30 protein-coding genes are annotated in these 26,612 nt (G+C 63.7%); 5 read left to right on the top strand and 25 right to left on the bottom strand.

All coding sequences use genetic code 11. The features are described 5' to 3' along the window. Positions 1-109: 109 nt before the first annotated feature. The 10 genes from thrC to ffh all read right to left on the bottom strand — a co-directional run bounded on the left by thrC (position 110) and on the right by ffh (position 8,990). Positions 110-1,519, bottom strand: a complete 1,410-nt coding sequence (gene thrC / locus P0Y58_24615) for a threonine synthase (protein WEK30035.1) — start codon at positions 1,517-1,519, stop codon at positions 110-112. Between the two features lie 61 nt (positions 1,520-1,580). Continuing rightward, the gene (locus tag P0Y58_24620; protein WEK30036.1) at positions 1,581-2,885 is read right to left on the bottom strand and encodes a homoserine dehydrogenase; all 1,305 of its coding nucleotides are present in this window, start codon (positions 2,883-2,885) and stop codon (positions 1,581-1,583) included. An 83-nt stretch (positions 2,886-2,968) separates the two neighbouring features. Then, the gene (locus tag P0Y58_24625) at positions 2,969-3,712 is read right to left on the bottom strand and encodes a thioredoxin fold domain-containing protein (GenBank protein ID WEK30037.1); all 744 of its coding nucleotides are present in this window, start codon (positions 3,710-3,712) and stop codon (positions 2,969-2,971) included. A 153-nt stretch (positions 3,713-3,865) separates the two neighbouring features. Continuing rightward, on the bottom strand, positions 3,866-4,762 hold the full coding sequence (gene xerD / locus P0Y58_24630) for a site-specific tyrosine recombinase XerD (GenBank protein WEK30038.1): 897 nt from the start codon (positions 4,760-4,762) through the stop codon (positions 3,866-3,868). A 172-nt stretch (positions 4,763-4,934) separates the two neighbouring features. After that, positions 4,935-5,342 carry an acyl-CoA thioesterase gene (locus P0Y58_24635; GenBank protein ID WEK30039.1) on the bottom strand — a complete coding sequence of 136 codons (408 nt, stop codon included), beginning with the start codon at positions 5,340-5,342 and terminating at the stop codon, positions 4,935-4,937. Positions 5,343-5,437: 95 nt separating this feature from the next. Continuing rightward, positions 5,438-5,788: a 50S ribosomal protein L19 gene (gene rplS / locus P0Y58_24640; GenBank protein WEK30040.1), complete on the bottom strand. Its 351-nt coding sequence runs from the start codon at positions 5,786-5,788 to the stop codon at positions 5,438-5,440. A 43-nt stretch (positions 5,789-5,831) separates the two neighbouring features. Continuing rightward, complete coding sequence (gene trmD, locus P0Y58_24645) at positions 5,832-6,584, bottom strand: tRNA (guanosine(37)-N1)-methyltransferase TrmD (GenBank protein ID WEK30041.1); 753 nt, start codon at positions 6,582-6,584, stop codon at positions 5,832-5,834. A gap of 3 nt (positions 6,585-6,587) precedes the next feature. After that, positions 6,588-7,124: a ribosome maturation factor RimM gene (rimM, locus tag P0Y58_24650; GenBank protein WEK30042.1), complete on the bottom strand. Its 537-nt coding sequence runs from the start codon at positions 7,122-7,124 to the stop codon at positions 6,588-6,590. 5 nt (positions 7,125-7,129) lie between these two features. Continuing rightward, positions 7,130-7,381 carry a 30S ribosomal protein S16 gene (rpsP, locus tag P0Y58_24655; protein WEK30043.1) on the bottom strand — a complete coding sequence of 84 codons (252 nt, stop codon included), beginning with the start codon at positions 7,379-7,381 and terminating at the stop codon, positions 7,130-7,132. Positions 7,382-7,613: 232 nt separating this feature from the next. After that, entirely contained in the window at positions 7,614-8,990 is a 1,377-nt protein-coding gene (gene ffh / locus P0Y58_24660; GenBank protein WEK30044.1) for a signal recognition particle protein, read from the bottom strand. Positions 8,991-9,314: 324 nt separating this feature from the next. On the opposite strand from ffh, the gene P0Y58_24665 reads away from it, so the two are divergent. From P0Y58_24665 to P0Y58_24675, 3 genes are all read left to right on the top strand, one after another. Beyond that, the gene (locus tag P0Y58_24665) at positions 9,315-10,124 is read left to right on the top strand and encodes an inner membrane protein YpjD (GenBank protein WEK30045.1); all 810 of its coding nucleotides are present in this window, start codon (positions 9,315-9,317) and stop codon (positions 10,122-10,124) included. A 9-nt stretch (positions 10,125-10,133) separates the two neighbouring features. Further along, complete coding sequence (locus P0Y58_24670) at positions 10,134-11,339, top strand: transporter associated domain-containing protein (protein WEK30046.1); 1,206 nt, start codon at positions 10,134-10,136, stop codon at positions 11,337-11,339. Positions 11,340-11,755: 416 nt separating this feature from the next. Beyond that, the gene (locus P0Y58_24675) at positions 11,756-13,057 is read left to right on the top strand and encodes an MFS transporter (GenBank protein ID WEK30047.1); all 1,302 of its coding nucleotides are present in this window, start codon (positions 11,756-11,758) and stop codon (positions 13,055-13,057) included. 143 nt (positions 13,058-13,200) lie between these two features. On the opposite strand, the gene purT is transcribed toward P0Y58_24675, so the two are convergent. The 5 genes from purT to P0Y58_24700 all read right to left on the bottom strand — a co-directional run bounded on the left by purT (position 13,201) and on the right by P0Y58_24700 (position 16,499). Continuing rightward, positions 13,201-14,382, bottom strand: coding sequence for a formate-dependent phosphoribosylglycinamide formyltransferase (gene purT / locus P0Y58_24680; GenBank protein WEK30048.1), 1,182 nt, complete (start codon positions 14,380-14,382; stop codon positions 13,201-13,203). Positions 14,383-14,458: 76 nt separating this feature from the next. Continuing rightward, positions 14,459-14,926 carry a VUT family protein gene (locus P0Y58_24685; GenBank protein ID WEK30049.1) on the bottom strand — a complete coding sequence of 156 codons (468 nt, stop codon included), beginning with the start codon at positions 14,924-14,926 and terminating at the stop codon, positions 14,459-14,461. A 211-nt stretch (positions 14,927-15,137) separates the two neighbouring features. Next, on the bottom strand, positions 15,138-15,341 hold the full coding sequence (locus P0Y58_24690) for a DUF1289 domain-containing protein (protein ID WEK30050.1): 204 nt from the start codon (positions 15,339-15,341) through the stop codon (positions 15,138-15,140). Continuing rightward, positions 15,331-15,855: a gamma carbonic anhydrase family protein gene (locus P0Y58_24695; protein ID WEK30051.1), complete on the bottom strand. Its 525-nt coding sequence runs from the start codon at positions 15,853-15,855 to the stop codon at positions 15,331-15,333. The genes P0Y58_24690 and P0Y58_24695 overlap by 11 nt, the downstream gene beginning before the upstream one ends. Before the next feature lie 44 nt (positions 15,856-15,899). Continuing rightward, positions 15,900-16,499 (bottom strand): CoA pyrophosphatase, encoded by a 600-nt coding sequence (locus P0Y58_24700; protein ID WEK30052.1) that lies wholly within the window; start codon positions 16,497-16,499, stop codon positions 15,900-15,902. A gap of 123 nt (positions 16,500-16,622) precedes the next feature. Between P0Y58_24700 and P0Y58_24705 the strand changes: the two genes are divergently transcribed. Further along, a complete protein-coding gene (locus tag P0Y58_24705) occupies positions 16,623-17,180 on the top strand; it encodes an NUDIX hydrolase (protein ID WEK30053.1) in 558 nt (185 codons plus the stop codon). 25 nt (positions 17,181-17,205) lie between these two features. Next, positions 17,206-17,760, top strand: coding sequence for a L,D-transpeptidase family protein (locus tag P0Y58_24710; protein ID WEK30054.1), 555 nt, complete (start codon positions 17,206-17,208; stop codon positions 17,758-17,760). A 312-nt stretch (positions 17,761-18,072) separates the two neighbouring features. Here the strand turns inward: P0Y58_24710 and P0Y58_24715 are convergent, their stop codons facing one another. From P0Y58_24715 to gspD, 10 genes are all read right to left on the bottom strand, one after another. After that, entirely contained in the window at positions 18,073-18,732 is a 660-nt protein-coding gene (locus P0Y58_24715; GenBank protein WEK30055.1) for a general secretion pathway protein GspN, read from the bottom strand. After that, positions 18,729-19,115: a type II secretion system protein GspM gene (gene gspM / locus P0Y58_24720; protein ID WEK30056.1), complete on the bottom strand. Its 387-nt coding sequence runs from the start codon at positions 19,113-19,115 to the stop codon at positions 18,729-18,731. Before gspM ends, P0Y58_24715 begins: the two co-directional genes overlap by 4 nt. Continuing rightward, on the bottom strand, positions 19,112-20,188 hold the full coding sequence (gspL, locus tag P0Y58_24725) for a type II secretion system protein GspL (protein WEK30057.1): 1,077 nt from the start codon (positions 20,186-20,188) through the stop codon (positions 19,112-19,114). Before gspL ends, gspM begins: the two co-directional genes overlap by 4 nt. Then, positions 20,185-20,775 (bottom strand): prepilin-type N-terminal cleavage/methylation domain-containing protein, encoded by a 591-nt coding sequence (locus tag P0Y58_24730; protein WEK30058.1) that lies wholly within the window; start codon positions 20,773-20,775, stop codon positions 20,185-20,187. Before P0Y58_24730 ends, gspL begins: the two co-directional genes overlap by 4 nt. Before the next feature lie 166 nt (positions 20,776-20,941). Then, on the bottom strand, positions 20,942-21,310 hold the full coding sequence (locus P0Y58_24735) for a type II secretion system protein GspI (GenBank protein WEK30059.1): 369 nt from the start codon (positions 21,308-21,310) through the stop codon (positions 20,942-20,944). Then, complete coding sequence (gspH, locus tag P0Y58_24740; protein ID WEK30060.1) at positions 21,307-21,744, bottom strand: type II secretion system minor pseudopilin GspH; 438 nt, start codon at positions 21,742-21,744, stop codon at positions 21,307-21,309. Before gspH ends, P0Y58_24735 begins: the two co-directional genes overlap by 4 nt. Before the next feature lie 2 nt (positions 21,745-21,746). Continuing rightward, positions 21,747-22,181: a type II secretion system major pseudopilin GspG gene (gene gspG / locus P0Y58_24745; protein ID WEK30061.1), complete on the bottom strand. Its 435-nt coding sequence runs from the start codon at positions 22,179-22,181 to the stop codon at positions 21,747-21,749. A 17-nt stretch (positions 22,182-22,198) separates the two neighbouring features. After that, on the bottom strand, positions 22,199-23,401 hold the full coding sequence (gene gspF, locus P0Y58_24750) for a type II secretion system inner membrane protein GspF (GenBank protein WEK30062.1): 1,203 nt from the start codon (positions 23,399-23,401) through the stop codon (positions 22,199-22,201). Between the two features lie 3 nt (positions 23,402-23,404). Continuing rightward, positions 23,405-24,853, bottom strand: coding sequence for an ATPase, T2SS/T4P/T4SS family (locus P0Y58_24755; GenBank protein WEK33392.1), 1,449 nt, complete (start codon positions 24,851-24,853; stop codon positions 23,405-23,407). Further along, a complete protein-coding gene (gspD, locus tag P0Y58_24760) occupies positions 24,853-26,601 on the bottom strand; it encodes a type II secretion system secretin GspD (GenBank protein WEK33393.1) in 1,749 nt (582 codons plus the stop codon). Before gspD ends, P0Y58_24755 begins: the two co-directional genes overlap by 1 nt. Between the last annotated feature and the right edge of the window lie 11 nt (positions 26,602-26,612).

The raw sequence follows: 26,612 nt of genomic DNA on the forward strand, positions 1-26,612 counted from the left end.
GGCAAATCTAGGCCTTGCGCAGGGCTGCCTGAATAGGATGTTTCTGAAAATGTTGCGGAAAATTCCCGAGACCTTGGGGCCGCGTTGCAGCCCCAGGCCATAGCAATCCTTACAGCGGCTTGCCGCGGTTACCGTGCTGGCTGACAAAGCCTTGAACAGCTTTCAGGTCATTGGCCAGCACCGTGCAACGCTCTTCACGGCTGAACAGGTCGCTGAGGTGCGCCGGCAGTTCGAGCGCCTTGCCTACACCTGCCTTTTCCACCGCTTCCGGGAACTTGACCGGGTGCGCAGTCCCCAGCACCACCATCGGCGTGTCCAGGCTACGGCGGCACTCGCGGGCGGCCTTGACGCCGATCGCGGTGTGCGGGTCGAGCACTTCACCGGTGGCAGCGAAGACTTCGGCAATAGTCTCGCAGGTCTGCTCGTCGCTTACTGCCAGCGAGTCGAACAGCTTGCGCGCTTCGGTCCAGCGGTCTTGATCGACGCTGAAGCCGCCACCTTGCTTGAAGTTGGCCATCAGCTCGGCAATCGCGCCACCGTTGCGGCCATGCAGGTCGAACAGCAGGCGCTCGAAGTTGGACGAGACCATGATGTCCATCGACGGCGACAGGGTCGCGTGCAGGGTGTCCTTGACGTACTGGTTGCCGCTCATGAACCGGTGCAGGATGTCGTTACGGTTGGTGGCAACGATCAGCTGGCTGATCGGCAAGCCCATGTTGCGCGCCAGGTAACCGGCGAAGATGTCGCCGAAGTTGCCGGTCGGTACCGAGAACGCCACCGAGCGCGCCGGCCCACCCAGCTGCAGGGCTGCGTGGAAGTAGTAAACGATCTGGGCCATGATCCGCGCCCAGTTGATCGAGTTGACGGCTACCAGGCGGGTGCCCTTGAGGAACGACTGGTCGGCGAAGCTGGCCTTGACCATCTCCTGGCAGTCGTCGAAGTTGCCTTCGATGGCGATGTTGTGGATGTTGTCACCGAAAATGGTGGTCATCTGGCGGCGCTGCACTTCCGACACACGCTGGTGCGGGTGCAGGATGAAGATGTCGACGTTGTCGCAGCGACGGCAGCCTTCGATGGCGGCGGAACCGGTGTCACCACTGGTGGCGCCGACAATCACCACGCGCTCGTTGCGCTTGGCCAGTACGTGATCGAGCAGGCGGCCGAGCAGTTGCAGGGCAAAGTCCTTGAACGCCAGGGTCGGGCCGTGGAACAGCTCCAGCACCCATTCATTGCTGTTCAGCTGGCGCAGCGGAGCGACCGCCGCGTGGGCGAACTCGCCATAGGTTTCTTCAAGGATCTTCTTGAAGTCGGCGTCGGCGATGCTGCCGTCAACAAACGGGCGCATCACACGGAAGGCCAGCTCGTGATAAGGCAGGCCAGCCCACGAGGCGATTTCTTCCTGGGTGAAACGTGGCAGGTTTTCCGGCACGTACAGGCCGCCGTCGCTGGCCAGGCCAGCCAGCAGCACGTCTTCGAAATTCAGGGCCGGTGCCTGGCCGCGGGTACTGATATAGCGCATGGGTGCAAACCTTCGATGCTGAGGCCGGGGCCGCGCTGGCGGCCCGACGGCACAAATTTTGTTAGTTGAGCTGCTCGACGCGGATACGCACAACCTTGCCAATCACGTCCTGCAGGGCTTCCAGGGCGACGATGGCGTCGTTGATGCTCTGCTCGACCACGCCATGGGTCAGGAGAATCATCGGCACCAGGCCGTCCTGTTCCTCGGCTTCCTTCTGCATGATCGACTCGATGTTGATGCCACGCTCCGACAGGATGCTGGCCACCTGGGCCAGTACGCCCGGGTGATCCTTGGCCTGGATGCGCAGGTAATAGGCGCTTTCGCAGGCTTCGATCGGCAAGATCGGGTGGGCCGACAGCGAGTCTGGCTGGAAGGCCAGGTGCGGCACGCGGTTTTCCGGGTCGGAAGTCATCGCACGGACCACGTCGACCAGGTCGCCAACCACCGACGAAGCGGTAGGCTCCATGCCGGCACCCGCGCCGTAGTACAGGGTGGAACCGGCGGCGTCACCGTTGACCATCACGGCGTTCATCACACCGTTGACGTTGGCGATCAGGCGGTCGGCCGGGATCAGCGTCGGGTGCACCCGCAACTCGATGCCTTCAGCGGTGCGACGCGCCACGCCCAGGTGCTTGATGCGGTAGCCCAGGGCCTCGGCATAGTTCACGTCAGCAGTGGTCAGCTGGGTGATGCCTTCGGTGTAGGCCTTGTCGAACTGCAGCGGAATGCCGAAAGCGATCGAAGCCAGGATGGTCAGCTTGTGCGCGGCGTCGATGCCCTCGACGTCGAAGGTCGGGTCGGCTTCGGCGTAGCCCAGCGCCTGGGCTTCGGCGAGCACGTCCGGGAAGGCACGGCCCTTCTCACGCATTTCGGTGAGGATGAAGTTGCCGGTGCCGTTGATGATGCCGGCCAGCCAGTTGATGCGGTTGGCCGACAGGCCTTCGCGGATGGCCTTGATCACCGGGATGCCACCCGCCACGGCCGCTTCGAAGGCGACGATCACGCCCTTCTCGCGGGCCTTGGCAAAGATTTCGTTACCGTGCACGGCAATCAGCGCCTTGTTGGCGGTGACCACGTGCTTGCCGTTTTCGATGGCCTTGAGCACCAGGTCGCGGGCGATGGTGTAGCCACCGATCAGCTCGATGACAATATCGATCTCCGGGTTGCTCGCAACTTCGAACACGTCAGCGGTAATGGGGGTACCGGTAATCTGGCAGTTCGGGTTCTGCGAGCGCATGGCGATCTGTGCCACTTCAATACCGCGCCCGGCACGACGGGCAATCTCCTCGGCGTTGCGCTGAAGTACATTGAAGGTTCCGCCACCGACGGTCCCCAACCCACAGATGCCTACTTTGACCGGTTTCACTGTGAACTCCCCATTGAACGGCCGACACCTTCGCCGACCGTGAAACATGCCGTCACCCCATGACGACGGCGTACTGAATTGGATTACTTGGCAAGTGCCAGCTTGGCGACCTGCGGTGCCGGCTGGTAGCCCGGAATCACCTGGCCGCTTTCAAGCACGATGGCCGGCGTGCCATTGACGCCGATCGACTGGCCCAGCTGGAACTGCTTGCCGACCGGGTTGGCGCACTTGGCGGCCTTGATCTCTTCACCTTCGACCATCTTGTCCATCGCCCCACGGCGATCGCTGGAGCACCACACCGCCTGCAACTGCTGGTCACCCGGCGAGCCGAGCCCCTGGCGCGGGAAGGCGACATAGCGCACTTCGATACCGCGGCGGTTCAGTTCGGGCACTTCGGCGTGCAGCTTGTGGCAGTACGGGCAGGTGGTGTCGGTGAACACGGTGATGTGCGACTTGGTCTCGCCCTTGGCAGGATAAACCACCATCTCGGCGGCTGGAATGCCGTTGATGAGCTTGGCGACGCCTTGGCGCTCGGTTTTTTCGGTGAGGTTGACCGGCTTGCCGTCCTGGATCTGGAACAGGTAGCCCTGCATCACGAACTGGCCGTCGGCGCTGGCGTACAGCACGCGGCCGCCCTGCAGCTTGACTTCATACAGGCCGTTCAGCGGGCTGCTGGCCACGCTTTCGACGGGCACGTCCAGCTCAAGGTTTTGCAACGATTTACGGATGGCCTGCTCGGCACCGGCATTGCTGTCGGTTGCCGCAGCAACGGCAAAAGTACTGGCCAACGCCAACGCGGCGGCGGCGAAAAACTGGGTCACGCGCATGGGAACTCCTGAAGGCGGACAGGGGCCGGGGGGCGCCACCTGCGAAAAATACGCGGTGGCCGTGCGGCCCTTGGTGCAAACCGCCCAAGCCTACCACATCGCACCCCTGGTGAAGGGGCTGGCAAGGACCAGTCGGCGGAACATGAAAAACATTCATCCACGCGGGTGGTGCTGTGCGTGCAACTGCTGCAGGCGGGCCTTGGCAACGTGGGTGTAGATCTGGGTGGTCGACAGGTCGCTGTGGCCAAGCAGCATCTGCACCACGCGCAGGTCGGCGCCGTGGTTGAGCAGGTGGGTAGCGAAGGCATGGCGCAAGGTGTGCGGCGACAGCGCTTTGTCGATGCCGGCAACGCGCGCATAGTGCTTGATGCGGTGCCAGAAGGTCTGGCGGGTCATCTGCTCGCCGCGCTGACTGGGGAACAGCACGTCGCTGGGGCGGCCATTGAGCAGTTCGGCACGGCCATCGCGCTGGTAGCGCTCCAGCCACACAACCGCTTCTTCCCCCATGGGCACCAGGCGCTCCTTGCTGCCTTTGCCCATTACCCGCACCACACCCTGGCGCAGGTTGACCTGGTCAAGGGTCAGGCTGACCAGCTCGGTTACACGCAGGCCACAGGCGTATAGTACTTCGAGCATGGCGCGGTCGCGCTGGCCGATGGCTTCACCCAGGTCCGGGGCTTGCAGCAAGGCTTCGACGTCGGCTTCGGACAGCGACTTGGGCAGTGGCTTACCCAGTTGCGGCATGTCGACTTGCAGGGTCGGGTCGATCGCCACCAGCTTTTCCCGCAGCAGGTAGCGGAAAAAACCGCGCAGGCCCGACAGAAAGCGTGCCGTGGAACGTGGCTTGTAGCCTTGATCGAGGCGCCAGGCGAGGTGGTCGAGGATCAGATCGCGGCCGGCGTCGGGCAGGCTGACCGAGTGCTCCTGCAGCCAACCGTTGAACAAAGCCAGGTCGCTGCGATAGGACACGCGGGTGTTGTCGGACAGGCCTTTTTCCAGCCACAGGGCGTCGAGGAACTGGTCGATCAGGGGGTGGTCTAGGGCGGGCATTCTGGGCTGCTGGGTGTTGTAGGTGGGGCTAGTGTTTCACAGCAGCTCACAGGTTGTCTGTACCGGCCCTTTCGCGGGCACGCCCGCTCCCACAGGGTTCTCCACAGAATCTGAATGCTGTGCAGTACCTGTGGGAGCGGGCGTGCCCGCGAAGAGGCCAGCGCAGGAAACATCAAGCCTGGGGCAACACGGGCACCGGGCGCTTGTCCTCGTCGATGGCGACAAAGCTGAACACCCCATGAATCGCCCGCTCACGGCCGTCCAGGTACATGTTCTCGACAAACACATCCACCTGTACCTGCAAGCTGGTGTTGCCGACCTTGACCACCGAACCCACCAGCTCGACGATCGAACCCGCCGGGATCGGGTGCTTGAAGTCGATGCGGTCGGTGGACACGGTCACCAGCGACAGGCGGCAGAAGCGCGTGGCGGCGATAAACGACACTTCGTCCATCCAGGCCAGGGCAGTGCCGCCAAACAGGGTGTTGTGGTGGTTGGTGGTATTGGGGAATACCGCCTTGGTCACGCGGGTCACCGACAGCTCGGTACGGCGCTGGATTTCCTGGTCTCGGGTAGTCATGGCAATCACACCTTTGGAAGGTTCAAAACGCAAAAAAGCAGCCCGAAGGCTGCTTTTTTCTCGCTAGGCGGCCTGGGCCACCGGGCAAACTGTACTCAGGACAGTTTTTCCTTGATGCGAGCGGCTTTGCCGGACAGGTCGCGCAGGTAGTACAGCTTGGCTTTACGCACGTCACCACGACGTTTCACGGCCAGGCTGTCGATTTGCGGGCTGTAGGTCTGGAAGGTACGCTCAACACCAACGCCGCTCGAGATCTTGCGCACGGTGAAGGCGCTGTTCAGACCGCGGTTACGCTTGGCGATAACAACGCCTTCGAACGCCTGCAGACGGGAACGCTCACCTTCCTTCACTTTAACCTGTACGACAACGGTGTCGCCTGGTGCGAAGGTAGGGATTTCCTTGCTCATCTGCTCTGCTTCGAGCTGCTGGATGATTTTGTTAGTCATGCTGTGCTCCTAAGGTGGACAAACGTGATCCACCATCGATACGTTAACTATCGTTCCGCTCGCGGAGGTATTCCTCGAGCAGCTTTTTCTCTTCTCCAGAAAGTGAGCGACTTTCCAGAAGATCGGCGCGTCGTTCGAAGGTCCTACCAAGGGACTGCTTCATCCGCCATCGCCGGATATGTGCATGGTTGCCACTTAGCAACACGTCGGGAACACGCTGATCCGCATACACCTCAGGTCGGGTGTAGTGCGGGCAATCCAGCAAGCCATCGGTGAAGGAATCTTCCTCCGCCGAGCCTACATGCCCTAAAGCTCCGGGCAGCAGCCGTGTAACCGCATCGATCAGTACCATGGCCGGTAGCTCACCACCGGAAAGCACATAGTCGCCAATCGACCACTCTTCATCGACATAAGCATCAATAAAACGCTCGTCAATGCCTTCATAACGGCCGGCGATCAGGATCAAAGATTCCTGTTCGGCCAAGCCTTTGACCGCTTGCTGATCCAGCTTGCGGCCTTGTGGCGAAAGGTAGATTACCTTTGCCGTTGCTCCGGTCGCTTGCCTGGCACTGGCCAGCGCATCTTCCAGAGGCTTGATTTTCATCACCATCCCCGGACCACCGCCAAACGGCCGATCATCTACCGTATGGTGACGATCTGTGGTGTAGTCCCGCGGGTTCCAGCAAGTTACCTGAAGCAACCCCTGTTTCACCGCGCGGCTGGTAATGCCGTACTCCGTGATGGCCGAGAACATCTCGGGGAACAACGTGATGACGTCTACGCGAAGGTTACCCATCGTTTAGAAGTCCGCGTCCCATTCAACCCGCATCACGCCTGCTTCCAGGTCGATGTTGAGCACGCATTGCGCCGTATAGGGCAACAGACGCTCGCGATCATCCAGGCTGCCTGCGCAGGGCTTGACCACCATTACATCGTTCGCACCGGTCTCCAACAGGTGATCGACCTTGCCGAACAGTTGTTCGTCCTGGTTGATGACCTTCAGGCCCTGCAACTGGTACCAGTAGTACTCATCTGCTGCCAGGTTGGGCAAAAGGCTCCGCGCAATGCAGATTTCGTAACCGCTCAGAAGACGGGCTTCATCACGATCCTCGAGGCCTTTCAGCTTCACGACCAGGCCCTTTGGGGAGCCACGACCGCTGACCAGCTCGACCTGCTTTACCTTGCCTTCATGCCGAAGCGTCCAGCGTGGATAATCCAACAGGTTTTCAACCGGATCGGTAAAGGAATACACCTTCACCTCGCCGCGAACGCCGTGAACCGAAAAAATCTTGCCAACGACGATGAGGTCGTCAGCCTTTTCTGGCGTCGCGTTCATACTATTCAGGCAGCAGCCTTGGCAGCTTCCTTCAGCAGCTGAGCAACACGCTCAGACGGCTGTGCACCGATGCTCAGCCAGTGAGCAACACGGTCTTGTTTAACGGACAGACGAACTTCCTGACCACGGGCGACCGGGTTGAAGAAGCCAACCTGTTCGATGTGGGAGCCGTCACGCGGGTTACGCGAGTCGGTTACGGTCAGTTGGTAAAACGGGCGCTTTTTGGAGCCGCCACGGGCAAGACGAATGGTAAGCATTGAACATCGTTCCTGTAGTCGGTGCTGCAAATCATGAGGCACAGCGGGCACACGGGTGCCCGAAAGGCCGCATATTCTCAAGGAATATACGGACATTTGCAAATGCCTTTTTATTTCAGATAAAAAGGCCAGCCTGCTGATCTGCTATTAAGCCGCCTCATAGAGGCGGCGGTGTTCCCGCCGAAGCGGGTTCCGGTCAGCGGCGAGGTTGCCGCCACTGACCTGAGTCTGTTTACAGCTTGGGCATGCCGCCGCCGGGCATCATGCCGCCAAGGCCGCGCATCATCTTGGCCATGCCGCCTTTGGCAGAGAATTTCTTCATCATCTTCTGCATTTGCTTGTGCTGCTTGATCAACCGGCCGATGTCCTGCACCTGGGTACCGGAACCCAGGGCGATACGGCGCTTGCGCGAACCGCTGATCAGGTCAGGGTCGCGGCGCTCGGCCGGGGTCATGGAATTGATGATCGCTTCCATCTGCTTGAACTGCTTCTCGGCCGCACCCTGAGCGTTGCCCATCTGCGACAGGTTGACCCCGCCGATGCTCGGCAGCTTGTCCATCAGGCCGCCCAGGCCGCCCATGTTCTTCATTTGCTGCAGCTGGTCGCGGAAGTCTTCAAGGTCGAAGCCCTTGCCCTTCTTCAGCTTCTTGGCCAGCTTGTCGGCCTTGGCCTTGTCGATGGTCTGCTCGGCCTGCTCGATCAGGCTGAGCACGTCACCCATGCCGAGGATGCGCGAAGCGACGCGGTCGGGGTGGAACGGCTCAAGGGCCTCGGTCTTCTCACCCATACCGATGAACTTGATCGGTTTGCCGGTGATGGCACGCACCGACAGCGCAGCACCGCCACGGGCATCACCGTCAACCTTGGTCAGCACCACGCCGGTCAGCGGCAGGGCCTCGCCAAAGGCCTTGGCGGTGTTGGCGGCGTCCTGGCCGGTCATGGCGTCGACCACGAACAGGGTTTCGATCGGCTTGACCGCAGCGTGCAGCGCTTTGATCTCGTCCATCATGTCGGTGTCGATGTGCAGACGACCGGCGGTGTCGACGATCACCACATCGATGAACTTCAGCTTGGCTTCGCGAATGGCCGCTTCGGCAATGGCCACCGGTTTCTGGCTGATGTCGGACGGGAAGAAGGTGACGCCGATGTCGTTGGCCAGGGTTTCCAGCTGTTTGATCGCCGCCGGACGGTAGACGTCGGCAGACACCACCATCACGCTCTTTTTCTTGCGCTCTTTAAGGAAGCGCGCCAGCTTGCCGGCGGTGGTGGTCTTACCGGCGCCTTGCAGGCCGGCCATCAGCACCACGGCAGGCGGCGCAGCATTCAGCGCGAGGTCTTCGTTGGCCGCGCCCATCAGGCTTTCCAGCTCGGCCTGGACGATCTTCACGAACGCCTGGCCCGGGGTCAGGCTGCGCGACACTTCGGTGCCGACCGCACGTTCCTTGACGCTGTTGACGAAATCCTTGACCACCGGCAGGGCAACGTCGGCCTCAAGCAGGGCCATGCGCACTTCGCGCAGCGTGTCCTTGATATTGTCTTCGGTCAGCTTGGCCTTGCCGGTGACATGGCGCAGCGTCTGTGACAGGCGGTCGGTCAGGTTTTCGAACATGGTGATCCTTTCAGGCCCAGTAAAAGCCGAGGTTTGTCAGGCACCCTGGGGGAAATACACACCCGCCGGGCACAGCAAGGCGGCGATTATAGCGAAGTGCGGCGGCGGCGCACACCTTGGTGGTGGCCTGGGGGATATTCGGTGGCTGTGCCGGCCTCTTCGCGGGCACGCCCGCTCCCACAGGATCTTCACCCTGCTCCGGACCTGTGATGCACCTGTGGGAGCGGGCGTGCCCGCGAATGCCCTGACACAAGCCTTCAGTCTTCCTTGATCAGCGGAATCTATGCCAAACTCCGTCTCTTTAAGGCTCGCCAACCAGGACTTATGGTCTCCTCTCCCAGCCTCATCCCCAACCTGATCGCTGCCGGCCTATATATAGCTGCGGCCATCTACCAGGGCTCGCACCTGGCCCAGGGCCGCAAGTCCGACAAGCGCCTGCTTGTTCTGCTGGGTGCCGTGGCGGTGCTCGCCCAGGCCGGCGCGCTGTACTTCCAGCTGATCACCCCGCTGGGCCTGAGCCTGGACTTCTTCAGCGCCGCCAGCCTGATCGCCGTGGCCGTGATCACCCTGACCCTGCTGGCCAGCCTGCGCATACCGGTAGAAAACCTGCTGGTGCTGCTCTTCCCGCTGGGTGCGGTCACCGCGCTGCTGGCGCAGTTCGCGCCGCCTGGCACCGTACCGCTGATCAACGAAGAGCCGGGCATCCTCGCGCATATCCTGCTGTCGATCCTGGCGTACGGGCTGTTCACCATCGCGGTGTTCCAGTCGCTGCTGTTGCTGTTGCAAGACCGCCAGCTGAAGAACAAGCACCCGTCCGGGCTGATCCGTAACTTCCCGCCCCTGCAAACCATGGAAAGCCTGCTGTTCGGCTTCCTCTGGGCCGGCTGGTGCCTGTTGTCGCTGTCGCTGATCTCTGGCTGGCTGTTCCTCGACAACCTGTTTGCCCAGCACCTGGTACACAAGACCTTGCTGGCCTGTATCGCCTGGGTGGTGTTCAGCGTGCTGCTGTGGGGCCGCACCCGCCTGGGCTGGCGCGGCCACAAGGCCATACGCTGGACGCTGGCCGGTTTCTGCCTGCTGATGCTGGCCTATTTCGGCAGCAAGCTGGTTCGCGAATTCATCCTGCATATCTGACGGCCGCTCATGGACACACTGCCGTACGCACCGTTATTCGGCACCCTGGCACTGGCGCTGCTGTGGTCGGCGCTGTTTACCACGGTGGATGCCGCCCGCCTGCAGCTCAATGGCACGCTGCGCGCTCACGAGGACGGCAACCCCGTGCTCCCGGCACAGGCCCTGGTGCTGTGTGCCAGCCTGGGCAAGCTGCTGGTACTGGGGCTGGCCTGCCTGGTGGGCCAGCGCCATAGCGGCGAACACGGCTTTTGGCTCGCAGGGCTGGCCGCCACCTTCACCTTGCTGGTGTTTGCCGAGTACCTGCCACGGCGCTTGGCCCGGCGTAACCCGCAAGCTTGCGTCAGTCTCGGTACAAGCCTGCTGAAAGTGCCCCTTGCCCTGCTGCAGCCGCCGGCCTGCCTGCTGGACGGTTTTGCCAAGCTGCTGCTGCGCCCGTTCCGCGTGCAGCCCACGGCCGTCGCCCTGCACCCGCAGGAAGCCGACGACTTTGACGAAGACGAGGAGCACGAAACCGCCCGCCACGGCCTGCTCGACGGCCTGCAGTCGCTGGACAAGGTCACGGTCAACGACATCCTGGTCCCGCGCAACGAAGTGGACGGCATCAACCTCGACGAGCCGATCGAACGCATCATCGAGCAGTTGATCGTCAGCCGCCACACGCGCCTGCCGGTCTACCACAACGACATCAACCAGGTTGAAGCAATCCTCAACACCAAGCTGATCAGCCACCTGCTACCCAAGGCCGAGCTGACGCTGGAAGCACTGCACGGCGCCTGCTACGAACCCTATTTCGTCCCGGAAAGCACCCCCCTGCAAATGCAGTTGCTGAACTTCCACAAGCAACAGCGCCGGCTGGGTGTGGTGGTGGACGAGTACGGCGAGGTGCAGGGCATCGTCACCCTGGAAGATATCCTCGAAGAGATCGTTGGCGAGTTCGAGGACGAACAGAGCCTGGAAAACCCCCACGTACACCCGCAGCCCGATGGCACCTTTGTCATCGACGGCAACGCTTCGCTGCGCGAAATCAACCGTAGCCTGGGCTGGCACCTGCCCTGCGACGGCGGGCCAAAAACCCTCAACGGGTTGGTGACCGAAGCGCTGGAAAGCATCCCGGAAAGCGCCGTTTGCCTGAAGATCGGCCGCTATCGCCTGGAAATCCTCGAAACGGAGGACAATTGTGCCAGCAAGGTACTGGTGTGGACCGTGACCCGATAAGCTCTGTACGAAAAGCCTTGAGACGCAGGTCAGGCAAGGCGAAAACAGCCGAGGAAGCGGAGTGTACTGGAGTACATGAGCATTCCGAGGCTGCTTTCAACGCAGCATGAACAAGTATCAAGGCTTTTCGTATAGAGCTTAGCTATACTCGGGTCACGCTTACCCAGCCCCGCCGCCACGCCTGCTACCCGCACCCGGCGTTCCACGGCCAGTCCGCTCCACTGACACGCCCTGCGGTCCTGCTTCAACACCCCGAACAGTGCCCGCCCCGCCCCTACCCCCCTTGGGCTATCGTCAGTCGGGCGCACACAACAACAAAACGCTCCGGCGTCCGCTCAACCGTGCCTGCCCTTTGCTCAGCACGCCGTCGCGGGCCATGCCCATGGAGCTGGACCAGACTGTTAGGGACCTACTTAATGACAACCAGCAGCACCTATGCCGAAGCGCCTGCCGCACCGGTCAACTCGCCTGCGCGGGTAGCCACTGCCAGCTTCATCGGCACCGCCATCGAGTTCTATGATTTCTACGTCTACGCCACCGCCGCTGCCCTGGTGATTGGCCCGGTGTTCTTTCCGTCCGGGTCGGGTACCGCGCAAATGCTGGCGGCCTTCCTCACCTTCGGCATCGCCTTCCTCGCTCGCCCACTGGGTTCGGCGTTGTTCGGCCACTTTGGCGACCGCATCGGCCGCAAGTCGACCCTGGTGGCCTCGCTGCTGCTAATGGGTGTTTCCACCACGGCCATCGGCGTTTTGCCGGGCTATGAGAGCATTGGCGTCTGGGCGCCGATCATCCTTTGCCTGCTGCGCTTTGGCCAAGGCCTGGGCCTGGGTGGTGAATGGGGTGGCGCAGCGTTGCTGGCTACCGAGAACGCCCCGGAAGGCAAGCGCGCCTGGTTCGGCATGTTCCCGCAACTGGGCCCTTCGATTGGGTTCCTGGCTGCCAACGGCCTGTTCCTGACCCTGGCCCTTACCTTGAGCGACGAGCAGTTCCGCGAATGGGGCTGGCGTATTCCGTTCCTGCTCAGCGCGGCGCTGGTGCTGGTGGGCCTTTATGTGCGCCTGAAGCTTGAAGAAAGCCCAGTGTTCGCCAAGGCCGTTGCCCGCCAGGAGCGCGTGAAAATGCCGGTGGTGGAACTGTTCGCCAGCCACTGGCGGCCAACCTTGCTGGGCGCCGCGGCGATGGTGGTGTGCTATGCGCTGTTCTACATCTCAACCGTGTTCTCGCTGAGCTACGGCGTGACCACACTGGGCTACAGCCGCGAGACGTTCCTTGGCCTGCTGTGCTTCGCGGTGGTGTTCATGGCCTTGGCCACACCGCTGTCGGCCTGGCTCAGCGACCGCTACGGGCGCAAGCCAGTGCTGATCGTCGGCGGTGTGCTGGCGGTGGCTTCGGGCTTTACCATGGAACCGCTGCTGACTTCGGGCTCGACCACTGGCGTGGCGCTGTTCCTGGCTATCGAGTTGTTCCTGATGGGTGTGACCTTTGCGCCGATGGGGGCACTGCTGCCTGAACTGTTCCCGACGCACGTGCGTTATACCGGGGCTTCGGCGGCGTACAACCTGGGCGGGATTGTCGGGGCCTCGGCGGCACCGTTCTTTGCCCAGAAGCTGGTGAGCATGGGCGGGTTGAGCTGGGTGGGGGGATATGTGTCGGCGGCGGCGGTGATCAGCCTGATTGCTGTGCTGTGCCTGAAAGAAACCCGCAATACCGCACTTTGAGTGAACAGGGGGCTGCTTTGCAGCCCATTCGCGGGACAAGCCCGCTCCCACAGGATTATCACAGGCCTCAGGCATGGTGATTTATCTGTGGGAGCGGGCTTGTCCCGCGAATGGGCCGCAACGCGGCCCCGTACGGTCTCGGATCAGAACTCGACCTTGACCGCCTGCGAAGCGCGGGTAGCCTTGGCCCGCGCCGCTTCAACCGACTCATCACGCGCCAGGCACACGCCCATACGGCGTGTGCCATTGATTTCCGGCTTGCCGAACAGGCGGATGGCAGTATCCGGCTCGCTCAGTGCCGCGCCAAGGTTGGCGAAGCTGGTCTGCTGCGACTGGCCTTCCGGCAAGATCACCGCCGACGCCGACGGGCCAAACTGACGTACCACCGGAATCGGCAGGCCGAGAATGGCGCGGGCATGCAGGGCGAACTGCGACAGGTCCTGGGAAATCAAGGTGACCAGGCCAGTATCATGCGGGCGCGGCGACACTTCGCTGAACCACACTTGGTCGCCCTTCACGAACAACTCCACGCCAAACAGGCCGCGACCGCCAAGGGCATCGGTGACTGCCTTGGCCACGCGCTGCGACTCGGCCAGCGCTTTCGGGCTCATGGCCTGCGGCTGCCACGACTCCTGATAGTCGCCCTTCTCCTGGCGGTGGCCAACCGGCTCCAGGAAGGTGGTGCCGCCGACGTGGCGCACGGTCAGCAGGGTGATTTCGTATTCGAAATCGATGAAGCCCTCGACGATCACCCGGCCCTTGCCGGCGCGGCCGCCTTCCTGGGCGTAGTCCCACGACTTCTGCAGGTCGGCGTCGCTGCGCAGCAGGCTCTGGCCTTTGCCCGACGAACTCATCACCGGCTTGACCACGCATGGGTAACCGACATCGGCCACGGCCTTGGCGTAGTCTTCATAGGTGTCGGCAAAGTGGTACGGCGAGGTCGGCAAGTCCAGCTCTTCAGCAGCCAGGCGGCGGATACCTTCACGGTTCATGGTCAGCTGCGTGGCGCGGGCTGTCGGCACCACGTTGAAACCTTCGTTTTCCAGCTCGACCAGGGTGGCGGTGGCGATGGCTTCGATTTCCGGGACGATATAGTGCGGCTTCTCGGCCTCGATCACCGCGCGCAGGGCAACGCCATCGAGCATGTTGACCACGTGGCTGCGATGCGCCACCTGCATGGCCGGGGCATTGGCGTAGCGGTCGACGGCGATCACTTCGACGCCCAGGCGCTGCAGCTCGATCACCACTTCCTTGCCCAACTCGCCACAGCCGCACAGCAGTACACGGGTCGCGGTGGGCGACAAGGGGGTTCCGATACGGGTCATTTCAGGTCCTCGAAGGCGTCCGGGGCCGCGCCAGGCTGTGCGCCGCCCGCTGAAAAAGGACCACTATTCTACACCATCAACCGGCGACGGCAGCCCGTCGGGCGCGAAATGCCATGGCCAGCCACACGGCAGTGACACCGGCGAACTTCGACGCCATGGCGGTGCCGATCACCGCCGGGGTCAGGGCGCCGATCATGCCGAAAAAGATGAAGGTATCCACCGGGATGCTCAGCGCCGAGCTGAGCCACAGCCGGTCGCGCAGCGGCCGGCGGGTGATGCTGAACACCAGCCAGTCGATCAGCTCGGAAATGAAGAACGCGGTGGCGCTGGCCAGGGCGATGGCCGGCTCCGAGGTGACATAGGACAGCACCAACGCCACCAGCATGGCGACCAGGGCACCGTGGCCGAAGCGGGTCTGCACCATGTCGCGCAGGATGAACACCAGGCCACCCCAGGCGGACCAGATGATGTCCAGATGCGGGGCACTGGAAAAGGCGTAGTTGATCAGCACTACGCTGCTTATATAGGCAATCAGATAGAACATGGCGGGTAGTCTGTGGGCAAGCCGTACAGGTTACCGTTGGGTTGTTCGCGGGTAAAGCGCGGCTGCGACCCGCCGCGCCCACGGTTGTTGTGTAGCCCTGAAGGCTGACACCGTACCTGTGGGAGCGGGCGAGCCCGCGAACACCGGCGAAGCCGGTGCCATATACCGCGGTGGCAGCTTCGCGGGCACGCCCGCTCCCACAGGATTCGTGTCAGGCCTGCAGAATGAGGCCGGCTTCTACTGCCCTTTCATGGCAAAGCTTGAGCACCGCGCGGCGCTCGTCATTGTCCATCCGCCCCCAGCGACCAATCTCCGCCACGGTGCGCTGGCAGCCCGTGCAGATATCCTGCTCGTCCAGCGCGCAGATGCTCACACACGGCGAGGCCACCGGCCGCTCTACGACATTACTCATCATCAACCACCAGCTCCTGGGCATAACGCTGGGCATTGTGCACGTAATGTGCAGCACTGGCTTCAAGCATGCGCTTCTGCTGCTCGGTCAGTTCACGCACTACCTTGCCGGGTGAGCCCATTACCAGCGAGCCGTCGGGGATTTCCTTGCCCTCGGCGATCAGCGCATTGGCGCCGATGATGCAGTGCTTGCCAATGCGTGCGCCGTTGAGGATCACCGCATTGATACCCACCAGGCTGTAGTCGCCCACCGTGCACCCATGCAGCATGGCGTTGTGGCCAACGGTCACGCCCTTGCCCAAGGTCAGTGGTGAGCCCATGTCGGTGTGCATCACCGTGCCATCCTGCACGTTGCTGCCTTCGCCGATATCGATCAGCTCGTTATCGCCGCGCAACACTGCGCCAAACCACACGCTGGCATTGGCCTGCAGGCGTACGTTGCCGATCAGCGTGGCATTGGGTGCGGCCCAACTGGTGGGGTGGTTTTCGACCCGCAGGTCGCCCAGGCGGTATTTCATGCATGCTCCTCAGGCTGGAACGCAAACGGCGGGGTGGGCCCCGCTCAGATTTCGATGTAACGCTCAGGGGGCTGGTGCAAGCTGATGCCGGCATCAAACAGCACGTTGACCAGTTCGACGATCATGATCGCCGACAACCCCCAGATCTTGTATTCGCCATAGCGGTAGCTGGGCACGTACCAACTGCGCCCCTGATAATCGATACGGTGGGTATGATCACGCGGGTCCTGGCGGAAGAATTCCAGCGGCACGGTGAATACTGCCGCGATTTCGGCATCGTTGGCGCGGTATTCGACGAAGTCGGGAATAAGCCCGACGAATGGCGTCACTTTAAGGCCATGCAGCGAAATCAGCGGGCTGAGCGGGCCTACTACTTCCACCAGCCCAGGTGGCAGGCCGATTTCTTCTTCGGCTTCGCGCAGGGCGGTGAACACCAGGTCCGGGTCTTCCGGGTCGCGTCGGCCACCGGGAAAGGCCACTTCGCCACCATGGGTAGACAGGCCCTGGGCACGTAAGGTCAGAACCAGTTCGGGCGCTTCGCTGCGGGTAATGGGCAAAAGGACCGCCGCTTCAGGGAACCGCCGGTCGGTTTCCAGTGATGCGGGTTGGTGGTTGCTCATTCGGCGAAGTAGCTCGTCCAGCATTGCGCACGCTCGTATCCAAGGCCTGCCTTGCATGATGCACCAAAGCCGCGAAGCACCCAAGCCCCTGCGCTTGCGGCGGCCCTGCCGGCGCGCCAAGATAGCCTTGAACAAAAGGAACCTCACATGAAATTCTGCAGCGCGTGTGGCCAGCCGGTCACTCAGCGGATTCCCGAAGGCGATAGCCGCCTGCGGTTTGTCTGCGAGTCTTGCCAGACCATCCATTACCAGAACCCAAACATCGTTGCGGGCGTGCTGCCGACCTGGGGCAGCCAGGTGCTGCTGTGCCGGCGTGCCATCGAGCCACGCCGCGGCTTCTGGACCCTGCCCGCCGGCTTCATGGAAAACGGCGAAACCCTCGACCAGGCCGCCCGTCGCGAAACTGTCGAGGAGGCCTGCGCCCGGGTCGGGCCGATGAGCCTTTACCAGCTGTTCGATTTGCCGCACATCGACCAGGTGCATGTGTTCTTCCGCGCCGAACTTGCGGACCTGGACTTTGCCGTGGGTGTTGAAAGCCTTGAGGTGCGGTTGTTCGAGCAACATGAGATACCGTGGGGCGAGCTGGCTTTTCGCACCGTCACACGCACACTAGAATGCTACTATCGCGACCGCATCGGGCAGCACTACCCCATAGGCCATGAGTACCTGCCGCCGATGAACGTCTCGACCTCGACCTCTACTTAGAAGAAGCCTTCAGGGATACCGTTACATGCGTTGGTTGCTTGCCCTTTTCTGCCTTTGCGTTACCTCGGTGTCCCAGGCGGCCTTCACCGAGACCATCATCCGCAAGCCCGTGCCGGTAGCGCAAACGCCGTCGCCTTCGCAGCAGGCGATGCAACCGCTGATCGACAAGGTGCTGGTGATCAAGTCCGAGCGCCGCCTGCAACTGATCAGCCGTGGCGAGCCGCTGAAAACCTACCGCATTTCCCTGGGCAAGCAGCCCAAGGGCGCCAAGGAACGTGAAGGCGACAAGAAAACCCCTGAGGGTTTGTACTGGCTGGACTGGCGCAAGCAGAGCGACCGCTTCAACCTGGCCATGCACATCAACTACCCGAACATCAGCGACGCCGCCCGCGCCACCCGCGAAGGGGTGAGTGCCGGCAGCATGATCATGATTCATGGCACACCGCTCAACGACGAGTACCCGGAGTGGTACTTCCATACCCTGGACTGGACCGACGGGTGCATTGCCATGCGTAACCGCGACATGCAGGAAGTGTGGGAATTGGTGCGCGATGGCACGCTGATCGAGATTCGGCCCTAGCGTAAGGCGTGACGGTGATGGCGCCTGTGAGATCGAGCGCCGCCCGCGCGGCGCTTCGCGGGGCAAGCCCGCTCCCACATTTGTTGCAACGTGCCACGCCTGTCAGGCCATGGTTGCCAGCGTTGTGGGACCGACTTGATTTCCCGACTGTCGCTGCTGCCGCCCCACACGTCTCAAGACATCCACCAAGGCTGACAGCGCCTCTCCCACAGGCATGGCCACGTTGCAACAAATGTGGGAGCGGGCTTGCCCCGCGAAGCGCCGCGCGGGCGGCGCTCGATCGCACAGGCGCTGAAAGGGCCACGGCAAACACTACCACCGCAGCTCCTTCTGCCCTACCAACGCCTGCGGCCCCAACCACTGTGCGCCCCGCAACAAGGGCGTCAACGCCGCCTCCGGTTGCAGCTCGAACACCACCTTGGCCTGCCGTCCTGGCAGGTCGGCATCCACAGACAGCTGATGCTGCCCCTGCTGCGCCAGTTGGCCACGCAGGCGCCAGCCACTGCGGCAGTCGATTTCCAGCCAGCCTTCCCCCAGGCCCAGTGACCACGGCGCGCTGAACGCCAGGTCGTTGACCGTTACCCGGCCTTCACTGCCCAGGCACTGCCGCCCCGCTCCCTGTATGCGTACCGCGCCCTGCCACAGCCCAGCCAGGCGGTAATCCGTGACCAGCGTGGCCTGGGCAACCATCGGCTTTGCCTCCAGCTTCCACTTCCACGGCCAGCCCTCGGCGCGCAACTGCCAGGCCTGCCCCTGGAAGCCCACCTGCGCCGTCGCCTGCAAGCGCAAAGGCTGCACCGACCAGCGCAGTGGCCCCACTGGCCCCAACTGTTGTGCTTGCCCCTGCCACACGCTGCCAGTGGCATCACGCACTGGCAGACCGGCCACGCGAGCCACCCAGGCGGCGGGGAGCTCAACCAGCAAGGTCAGGCCAAAAACCAGCAGCACCCACGCCACACCTTTACGGCTCATGGCTGCACCATCAGGTCGAAGCGCAACGCCTTGCCGTCCTGCTCCAGCCCCCATTGCAACAGCGTTACGCCTTCTTCTTGCAAGGACTGCAACCAGCCTTGCAGCACCCGCTCATCGGCCACCTGGCCACGCAGTTGCCAGGCCTTGCCTTGCGCATCGACCTCGGCCAGTGCGACCTGCCGTGCCTCGGCCGACTGCTTCAGACGCTCCAGGCTCAAGCCCTGGCCGCCCTGCAGGCTGGCGGCTTGTTCTGCCAGCCCCCGCCACTGGCTGAGCTCGCGCCATTGCGCCAAGCCCTCGCGCAGGGCCAGAAAGGTCAGCAACCCAATAATCAGCAGCCAGGCGAACGTCAGCCGGTGACGCTGCATCCAGTCCCGGGTCATACGGCGGCTCCCAAGTCGAAGACCACTTCGCCGTCTTGCACCTGTACGGCAGCACCGGCAGCGTTGGCCATGTCTTGCCAAGGTGGCGCAGCACCGTCGCCCTCGAGCCGCAGGTGCCAGCGCTGGCCATCGAAGCGCACCGCTTGCAGGCGCAAACCGGGGTGATCATGCAGCCAGCCCTGCAATGCTGCCTGCAGATCTTCGAGCTGACGGGTGCGTACTTGCTGTTGAAGCACGCTTTCGCGCAGGCGTTTGAGCGCCTGCGCGGCGTGCCGTGGACTGGCCTGCTCGCCCGTCACGGCAATGACCTGGGCGCGCCAGAGTTGCGCCTGGCGCCATTGCTGGCTCAACCACAGCCCGCCCCAGACAGCCGCCAGGACCAGGCAGGCTGCCAGCAGTCGTTGCTGCGGGCGTGAAACGACGGGCAACGAAAGCGCCTTGCGTGTGGGCTCGAACAAGCCGGGCATCGCGTCGAGCGGCGCCAGCGTGCCTGGCCAGTCGCCACTCAGCGGCACGCTTTGCAGGTGTGCCCACGGTTGCTGCGGCGCCTCACCGAGTGCTTGCGGCCACGCCAGCCAATGCTCCTGTTCGTCCTCGGTCAGCCCTTTGTACAAGGACATGCCAGGCGTGCGCTGCCATTGCCAGGCGGTGCCGGCGTCAGGGCGTGGCAGCAACTGCAACTCCGCCCAGCAGCGCTCTACCTGCCATCCCCACGCGGCACACTGCCCGCGCCAGTCGTCCAGTTGCTGACGCGCCACCACCAGCAAGCGAAGGTGCCCGGGCTGACGGGCCAGGCAGGCGCAGGTCACCTCGTCTGCTGGCTGTAGCAAGTGGTCTTCGAGCAACAATGGCCACTCCTCACGTTTGAGCCCGGGTGGCGCGGGCACGTGGAAGACGCTGCAGGCTTCGGCCGGCAGAATCAGGGCAACCCGGCCTTGCAGGTTGGCCGGTGGTTCACCCTGCCCCTGGCTTTGCACGATGCCGCCCTCCACCAGCGCCCAGTGCCAGACCACACCCGGGCGCAGTAACAACCACGGTTGGGCCGATGCACGCCGTCGCCATTCAGTTTTCATGAGCGCCCCCACGGGAGGGCGAAGGTGCAGACATAGGGTGCTCCATCACGCTGCAGTTCCAGGCGCACGCCACGGCCGGGGTGCGCAGGCTGGTCAGAAGGCCAGGCCAGCCAGCGGCCGCCCTGGTAGTAAAGAATATTCATGGCGCCGACCCGGTCGAGCCGCTCACGCTGCACCCAGCGCGGTGCAACGGCGGCGTACAGGTCGGCCGAGCTTTCAAGCAGCAGGCGCTGCTCACGGGCCTCGAAGCGCAAACGCTGACGCTGCAGGCGCGAGCCCCCTTCGGCTTCCGGCAGGCCGGTGCTGGCCACCCACTGCAATTGGTTGCTTGCCGGTTGCCAGTCCAGCCAGCGGCTGGCCAAGGGCAGGCGCTGATCGTAGACGCGGCGCAGCACCGGGCTGTCGAAACGCCGCTCAAGGGCCAGGCAGAAGTCCAGCACGGAGGTTTCCTGAGTGCTCACCTGCAGGCGCTCACGCACTTTCAGCCAGCCATTGACCAACGCAGCGAGCATGATGCCGAGCAAGACAGTCAGGGCCAGGGCGACCATCAGTTCGATCAGGGTCAGGCCTGCCTGGCGGTTTTTCATGGGCCGTACTCTCTGCTGCTGGAGACACTGCCCCCTGTGGGAGCGGGCGCGCCCGCGAACACCGGCATAGCCGGTGCCATCCACCGAGTCGTCTGATTCGCGGCGGTTCGACGCATCGGCATGCCCGCTCCCACAGGTATCGTGCAAGCCTCACGATTTCTGTCAGTCATGGGCGCTCCAGAAACACGGTGTACTGCCCCAGTGGCACCCACTGGTCGCGGTCGGCGAACATTTGCAGTTCGCCACGGCGCAGGTCGCGCACGCCAGTACGGCGCAGTTGCAATTGCCAATGGCACAACTGACCACCCTGGCTCAATTCACCGTTCACCTGATTGGCCGCAGGCCAGAATTGCTCGACGGCGAAGCGTGTTTGCAGTTCACGGGCACACAGCAGACCAAGGCGGTGTTGTTGCAGGTTGTGCTGCACAGCCAGGCGCTGGCGCAGGACCTGGCTGGTGATCACCGCCAGCACGGCGGCGATGGCCAGGGCCACGGTTACCTCCAGCAAGGTGAAGCCACGCTGACGGTGCTTCATGGCGCAACCGCCACCTGCAAGCGGCCGTCGCGGCCCCAGGCCCATTGCTGGCTGCCATCGGCCCAGCGCCAGCGCACGCTGCCCGGCTGCGCCCAGCCATGCGGGGTGAACAGCAACTGCGGCTGAGGGTTGGCGGGCCAGTCCGGGTGCAGGCCCTTGGGCCAGTCGCCAGGCCCGACCGCTTCGACCACCCAGACATTCCCCTCTCGCCGCACGAACTCCGGGCGTTGGCCATTCCAGCGCAGCCCACGCAGTTGCCCGGCATGCCGGGCCAGCGCCGCCTGGGCCCTTGTTTCGCTGGCCAGGCGTTGCAGCGCCTGATCGACACCGGCCTGGCTGCTGCCAAGCCCGGCCACCGCCAGGCCGGTCATCAGGCCGGCGATGGCCAGCACCACCAGCAACTCGATCAGGCTGAAGCCCCGCTGACGGCGCACCGTTAAAGCGCCCAGTTACCCAGGTCGGCATCCTGACCTTCGCCGCCCGGCTGGCCATCGGCACCCAGCGAGTACACATCAACCCGGCCATGCTCACCGGGCATGCGGTACTGGTACGGGGTGCCCCACGGGTCTTCCGGCAGGCGACGCACATAGCCGTCACTGCGCCAGGCTCGTGGCAGCGGTTCCTGGCTGGGCTTTTTCACCAGTGCGGCCAGGCCCTGTTCGCTGCTGGGAAAGCGCAGGTTGTCCAACCGGTACATATCCAGTGCCTGCTCCAGGGTGGCCAGGTCGGCCATCACCTTCTGCTTCATGGCCTTGTCCTGGTTGCCCAGCACGCTGGGCGCGACCACGGCGATCAGCAGCCCGATGATGAAGATCACCACCATGATTTCCATGAGGGTGAAACCGTGCTGACGGTTACGTCGATGCTGCATGGCAGTACTCCTTGTATTCACAGTTGCAGGCCCTGGTTGAGTTGCATGATCGGCAGCAGCACCGCCAGCACGATGAACAGCACCACGGCGCCCATCACCAGGATCATCAGGGGTTCGAACAACGCCATGGCGGTATCCACCTGGCGGGCAAAGCCGCGTTCCTGGTCGTCGGCCACGCGCTCGAGCATGTCGGCCAGGGTGCCGCTGGCCTCGCCGCTGCCGACCATGTTCACCAGCAGCGGCGGGAATTGCTGGCTGCCATCCAGCGCACGGTGCAGGCTGGTGCCGCCCTGCACTTGCTGGCGCACCTGCTCCATGGCCAGGCGGATGCGCCGGTTGCCGACGGTTTCGGTGGCCACTTGCAAGGCTTCGAGCAGGGCTACACCACTGCCGCTGAGAATCGCCAGGCTGCGTGCCAGGCGTGCGCTTTCCAGCACCTGCAGCAGGCCGCCGATCCGCGGCAAGCGCAGCAGCAACTGGTCGCGGCGCAGGCACCAGTGCGGCTTGCGCAGCAACCAGCTGCCGATCACGCCAAGCATCAATACCAGCCCCAGCAACCAGGGCCCGGCCTGCACCAGCCCCTGACTCAGGCCGATCAGCAACGCGGTTATCAGCGGCAGGCTCTGCCCGGCGTGGGCAAACTGCTCGGTGAGCTTGGGCACGACAAAGGTCATCAGGCCGATGACCACGGCAAGCGATACGCCCATCAATACGGTGGGATAGATCAGCGCGGTACGGGCCTTGTGTTGTTGCCGTTGTACCTGCTCAAGGTGATCGGCCAGCCGCGTAAGGACCTGTGCCAGGCGCCCGGAACGTTCGCCGGCCTCGACCAGCGCGCAGTACAAGCCTGTGAATGGCGCCCCCTGGCGCGCCAGGCTGCGGGCCAGGCCCAGGCCTTCGGCGAGCGAGCCGCGCAGGGCCACCAGCACACTGTGCAGGGCAGGCTGGCGCAGTTGGCGTTCAAGGGTGGCCAGGGCATCGACCAAGGGGATGCCAGCCCCGGTCAGCGTAGCCAGCTGACGGGTCAGCTCACACAGCTGGGCGCGGCTCAGGCGCTGGCGCCGGGGTTGCCGGTTACCGGTGTCCTGGCGCTGCAACTGGCGGGCAAACAGGCCCTGCTCGCGTAGCAGCTGGCGCGCATGGCGTTCGCTGTCAGCTTGCAGGCTGGCCTTGCGGGTCTTGCCGGTGAGGTCGACGGCCAGGTAGCGATAGGTCGGCATGGCTTAGCCCTGCACCACGCGCAGCACTTCGGCCAGGCTGGTCTCGCCACGGGCCAGGCAGTCGCTGGCCATCGCCACCAGGCTCTGCCGGCGCCCGGCCAGGTAGTCCTGCATGGCCAGTTCACTGGCGCCGTCATACAGCAAGCCGATCAGCCCGGTATCCAGTTCGATGAATTCGTACAGGCCCAGGCGCCCGACATAGCCGCTGCCCTGGCACTGCTCGCAGCCCACCGCGTGGTAGCTGCTGCCCAGCGCCGCCAGTTCCGGCCACAGGTCACGCTCGGCAGCTTGCAACGGCTGCGCCACGGCGCAACTGCACAAGCGCCGTACCAGGCGCTGGGCCAGCACACCGCGCAGGCACGAGGCGATCAGGAACGGTTCGATGCCCATGTCGCGCAGGCGGGTCACCGCACCCACGGCACTGTTGGTGTGCAAAGTGGACAGCACCAAGTGCCCGGTCAGGCTGGCCTGCACGGCGATCTGCGCGGTTTCCTGGTCACGGATTTCACCGAGCATGATCACGTCCGGGTCCTGGCGCAGGATCGCGCGCAGGCCGCTGGCGAAGGTCAGCCCCGCACGCGGGTTGATGGCGGTCTGGCCGATGCCGGCGATGGCGTACTCCACCGGGTCCTCGACGGTAAGGATGTTGCGGCTGCCATCGTTGAGGCTGTTGAGGCTGGCGTACAGGGTGGTGGTTTTGCCCGAACCGGTCGGGCCGGTGGACAGCACGATACCGTTGGGCCGCGCCAGGCAACTGCGCAGCCCCTGCAACACCGCAGGCGGCATGCCCAGGTTGCCCAGTGCAAGCAAGCTGGCCTGTTTGTCGAGCACACGCATGACCACGCGCTCGCCATGGATACCGGGCAAGGTGGAAACCCGCACATCCACCTCGCGCCCTGCCGCGCGCAGGGTAATGCGCCCGTCCTGGGGCTGGCGCTTCTCGGCGATATCCAGGCGCGCCATGACCTTGATCCGCGACACCAGCATGGCCGACAGCGCACGCGGCGGGCGCAGCACTTCGCGCAGGTGACCATCGACCCGCAGGCGCACCACCAGGCTTTGCTCGAATGTTTCGATGTGGATGTCCGAGGCGCGCAGGCGCAGGGCCTGGCCGAACAGGCCGTTGATCAGTCGGATTACCGGGGCTTCGTCATCGCTTTCCAGCAGGTCTTCGATCTGCGGCATCTCGCTCATCAGGCTGTCCAGGTCGACCTGATCGCCGATGCCTTCAATCAGCGCTTCAGTGGCGCCATCAACCGCCTGGTACAGCTGGCCGAGACGCTCGTCGAACACGGCAGGTTCCAGGTACTCAAGCTGGCTGGGCTGGCCATGTACCCGCAGCAGCTCCTGCAACTGGGCGCTGTCGGCATCGGGCCGCAGCCACAGCTGCCAGCCCTGTTCAGTCGTGGCAATGGCCACGCCGCTCTGCCGTGCCAGGCGATACGGCAGCATCACCAGGCACCGCCTTCGAGGCGCGCGCGGCTGGAGGGGAATACCTGCAACAGCGGTGTGCCCTCTGCAAGGTCCGGCAGTTGCAGCGGGGTTGTCTGCTGCAAGGTGCGGTATTTGTCTTCGCTCAACCCGGCCAGGCTCGGGCCGTCGCGCAGGATGCGCGGGCGGATGAACACCATCAGGTTCTGCTTGGTGTTTTTGCTGGCATCGGAACGGAAGAGCCGGCCCAGGTAAGGGATATCGCCGAGCAGTGGCACGCGCTGGTTGCTGGTGCTCAACTCGTCGCTGATCAGGCCGCCAAGAATGACCAGGCCATTGTCTTCGACCATGACCTTGGTCTTGATCTCGCGCTTGTTGGTGATGACGTCGCTGGCGGCGCTGGACTCGGCAATCGACGACACTTCCTGGACAATGTCCAGGCGTACGCTGTTGTCGATGTTGATCTGCGGCTTGATACGCAACTTCACCCCGACCTCTTTGCGCTCGATGGTCTGGTACGGGTTGGCGTTGTTTTGCGTGACCGAGCCGGTGACGAAGGGCACTTCCTGGCCGACCAGGATCGACGCCTCGGCGTTGTCCAGAGTCAGCAGGGTTGGCGTGGACAGCAGGTTGAAACCGCTCTTGCCCTTTAGCGCATTGACCAGCATGGCGAAGTTGAACCCGCCGCCGAAATGGCCAATGCCCGCCGTGGCGCCGGTCGTTGCGGACAACAAGTCGCCAAGCGCTTCGTTGTCGCCACCGGCAGCAGCCCCGGCGATGTTGGCGATGTTCACCCCGTTGCTGCCGAAGTTGACGATGCCGGCTCCGAATTTTTCGTCGGCGAACAACCACTGCACGCCCAGCTCCTGGGCGCTGCTGTCGGATACCTCGGCGATGATCGCCTCCACCACTACCTGGGCACGGCGGATGTCCAGCTGTTCGACGATGGCGCGGTAGGCGGCCAGCTCGCTGTCGGGCCCGACCATGACCACGGCGTTGGTGCCTTCTTCGTATTCCAGGCGAATGCCCGGGCCACCGCTGGTAGCCACCACGGGCCTGTCCTTGCCCTCACCTTCAACCGCCCCTTCAGCCGGCACCGCACCTTCCTGGCTGAGCCCGCGTAACACCTTGACCACTTCACCGGCATTGGCATGGCGCAGGTAGATCACCTGGGTGCTGCCATTGCTCGGCGCCTCTTGCGGGCGGTCGAGCTGGCGCAGCAGGCTGGCGATGCGGTCGAGGTTGCTGCGCCAGTCGGTGACCACCAGCTGGTGCGCAGCCGGGTACGGGGTGATCACCCCGACCCGTGGGTCGATCAACGGTTTGAGGATGCCCAGCACCTGCTCGCTGGCGGCGTTGCGCACATTGAATACGCGGGTGGCCACGCTGTCGCTGCCCTCCCCCTGCTGCCCACCGGCTTCCACCGGCACCGGTTCCAGGCGCGCGGCCTGGTCGGGGACGATCTTCACGCTGCCGTTGGGCAGGTCGACGGTGGCATAGCCCTGAGCGCGCAACTGCGCCAGGAAAATGTCGTAGATGGCATCGGCGTCGTGCAGGTCGACGGTGCGCACGGTGACCTTGCCTTTGACCCGGGGGTCGACGATGAAGGTGGTGCCGGTGATGCGCGACACGCTGTCGATGAACTCGCCCAGCTCGGTGTCGACGAAGTTCACCTCGTACATGGGCGTGCCATTTTCATCGAAAACCGGTTCTTCGGCGCGGGCCTCAGGCAGGCCAACGGCCAGGGCCAGGCTCAGCATGGCGGCCATGCAATATCTAA

The sequence above is a fragment of the Candidatus Pseudomonas phytovorans genome (genome assembly GCA_029202525.1).
Lineage (GTDB): Bacteria > Pseudomonadota > Gammaproteobacteria > Pseudomonadales > Pseudomonadaceae > Aquipseudomonas > Aquipseudomonas phytovorans.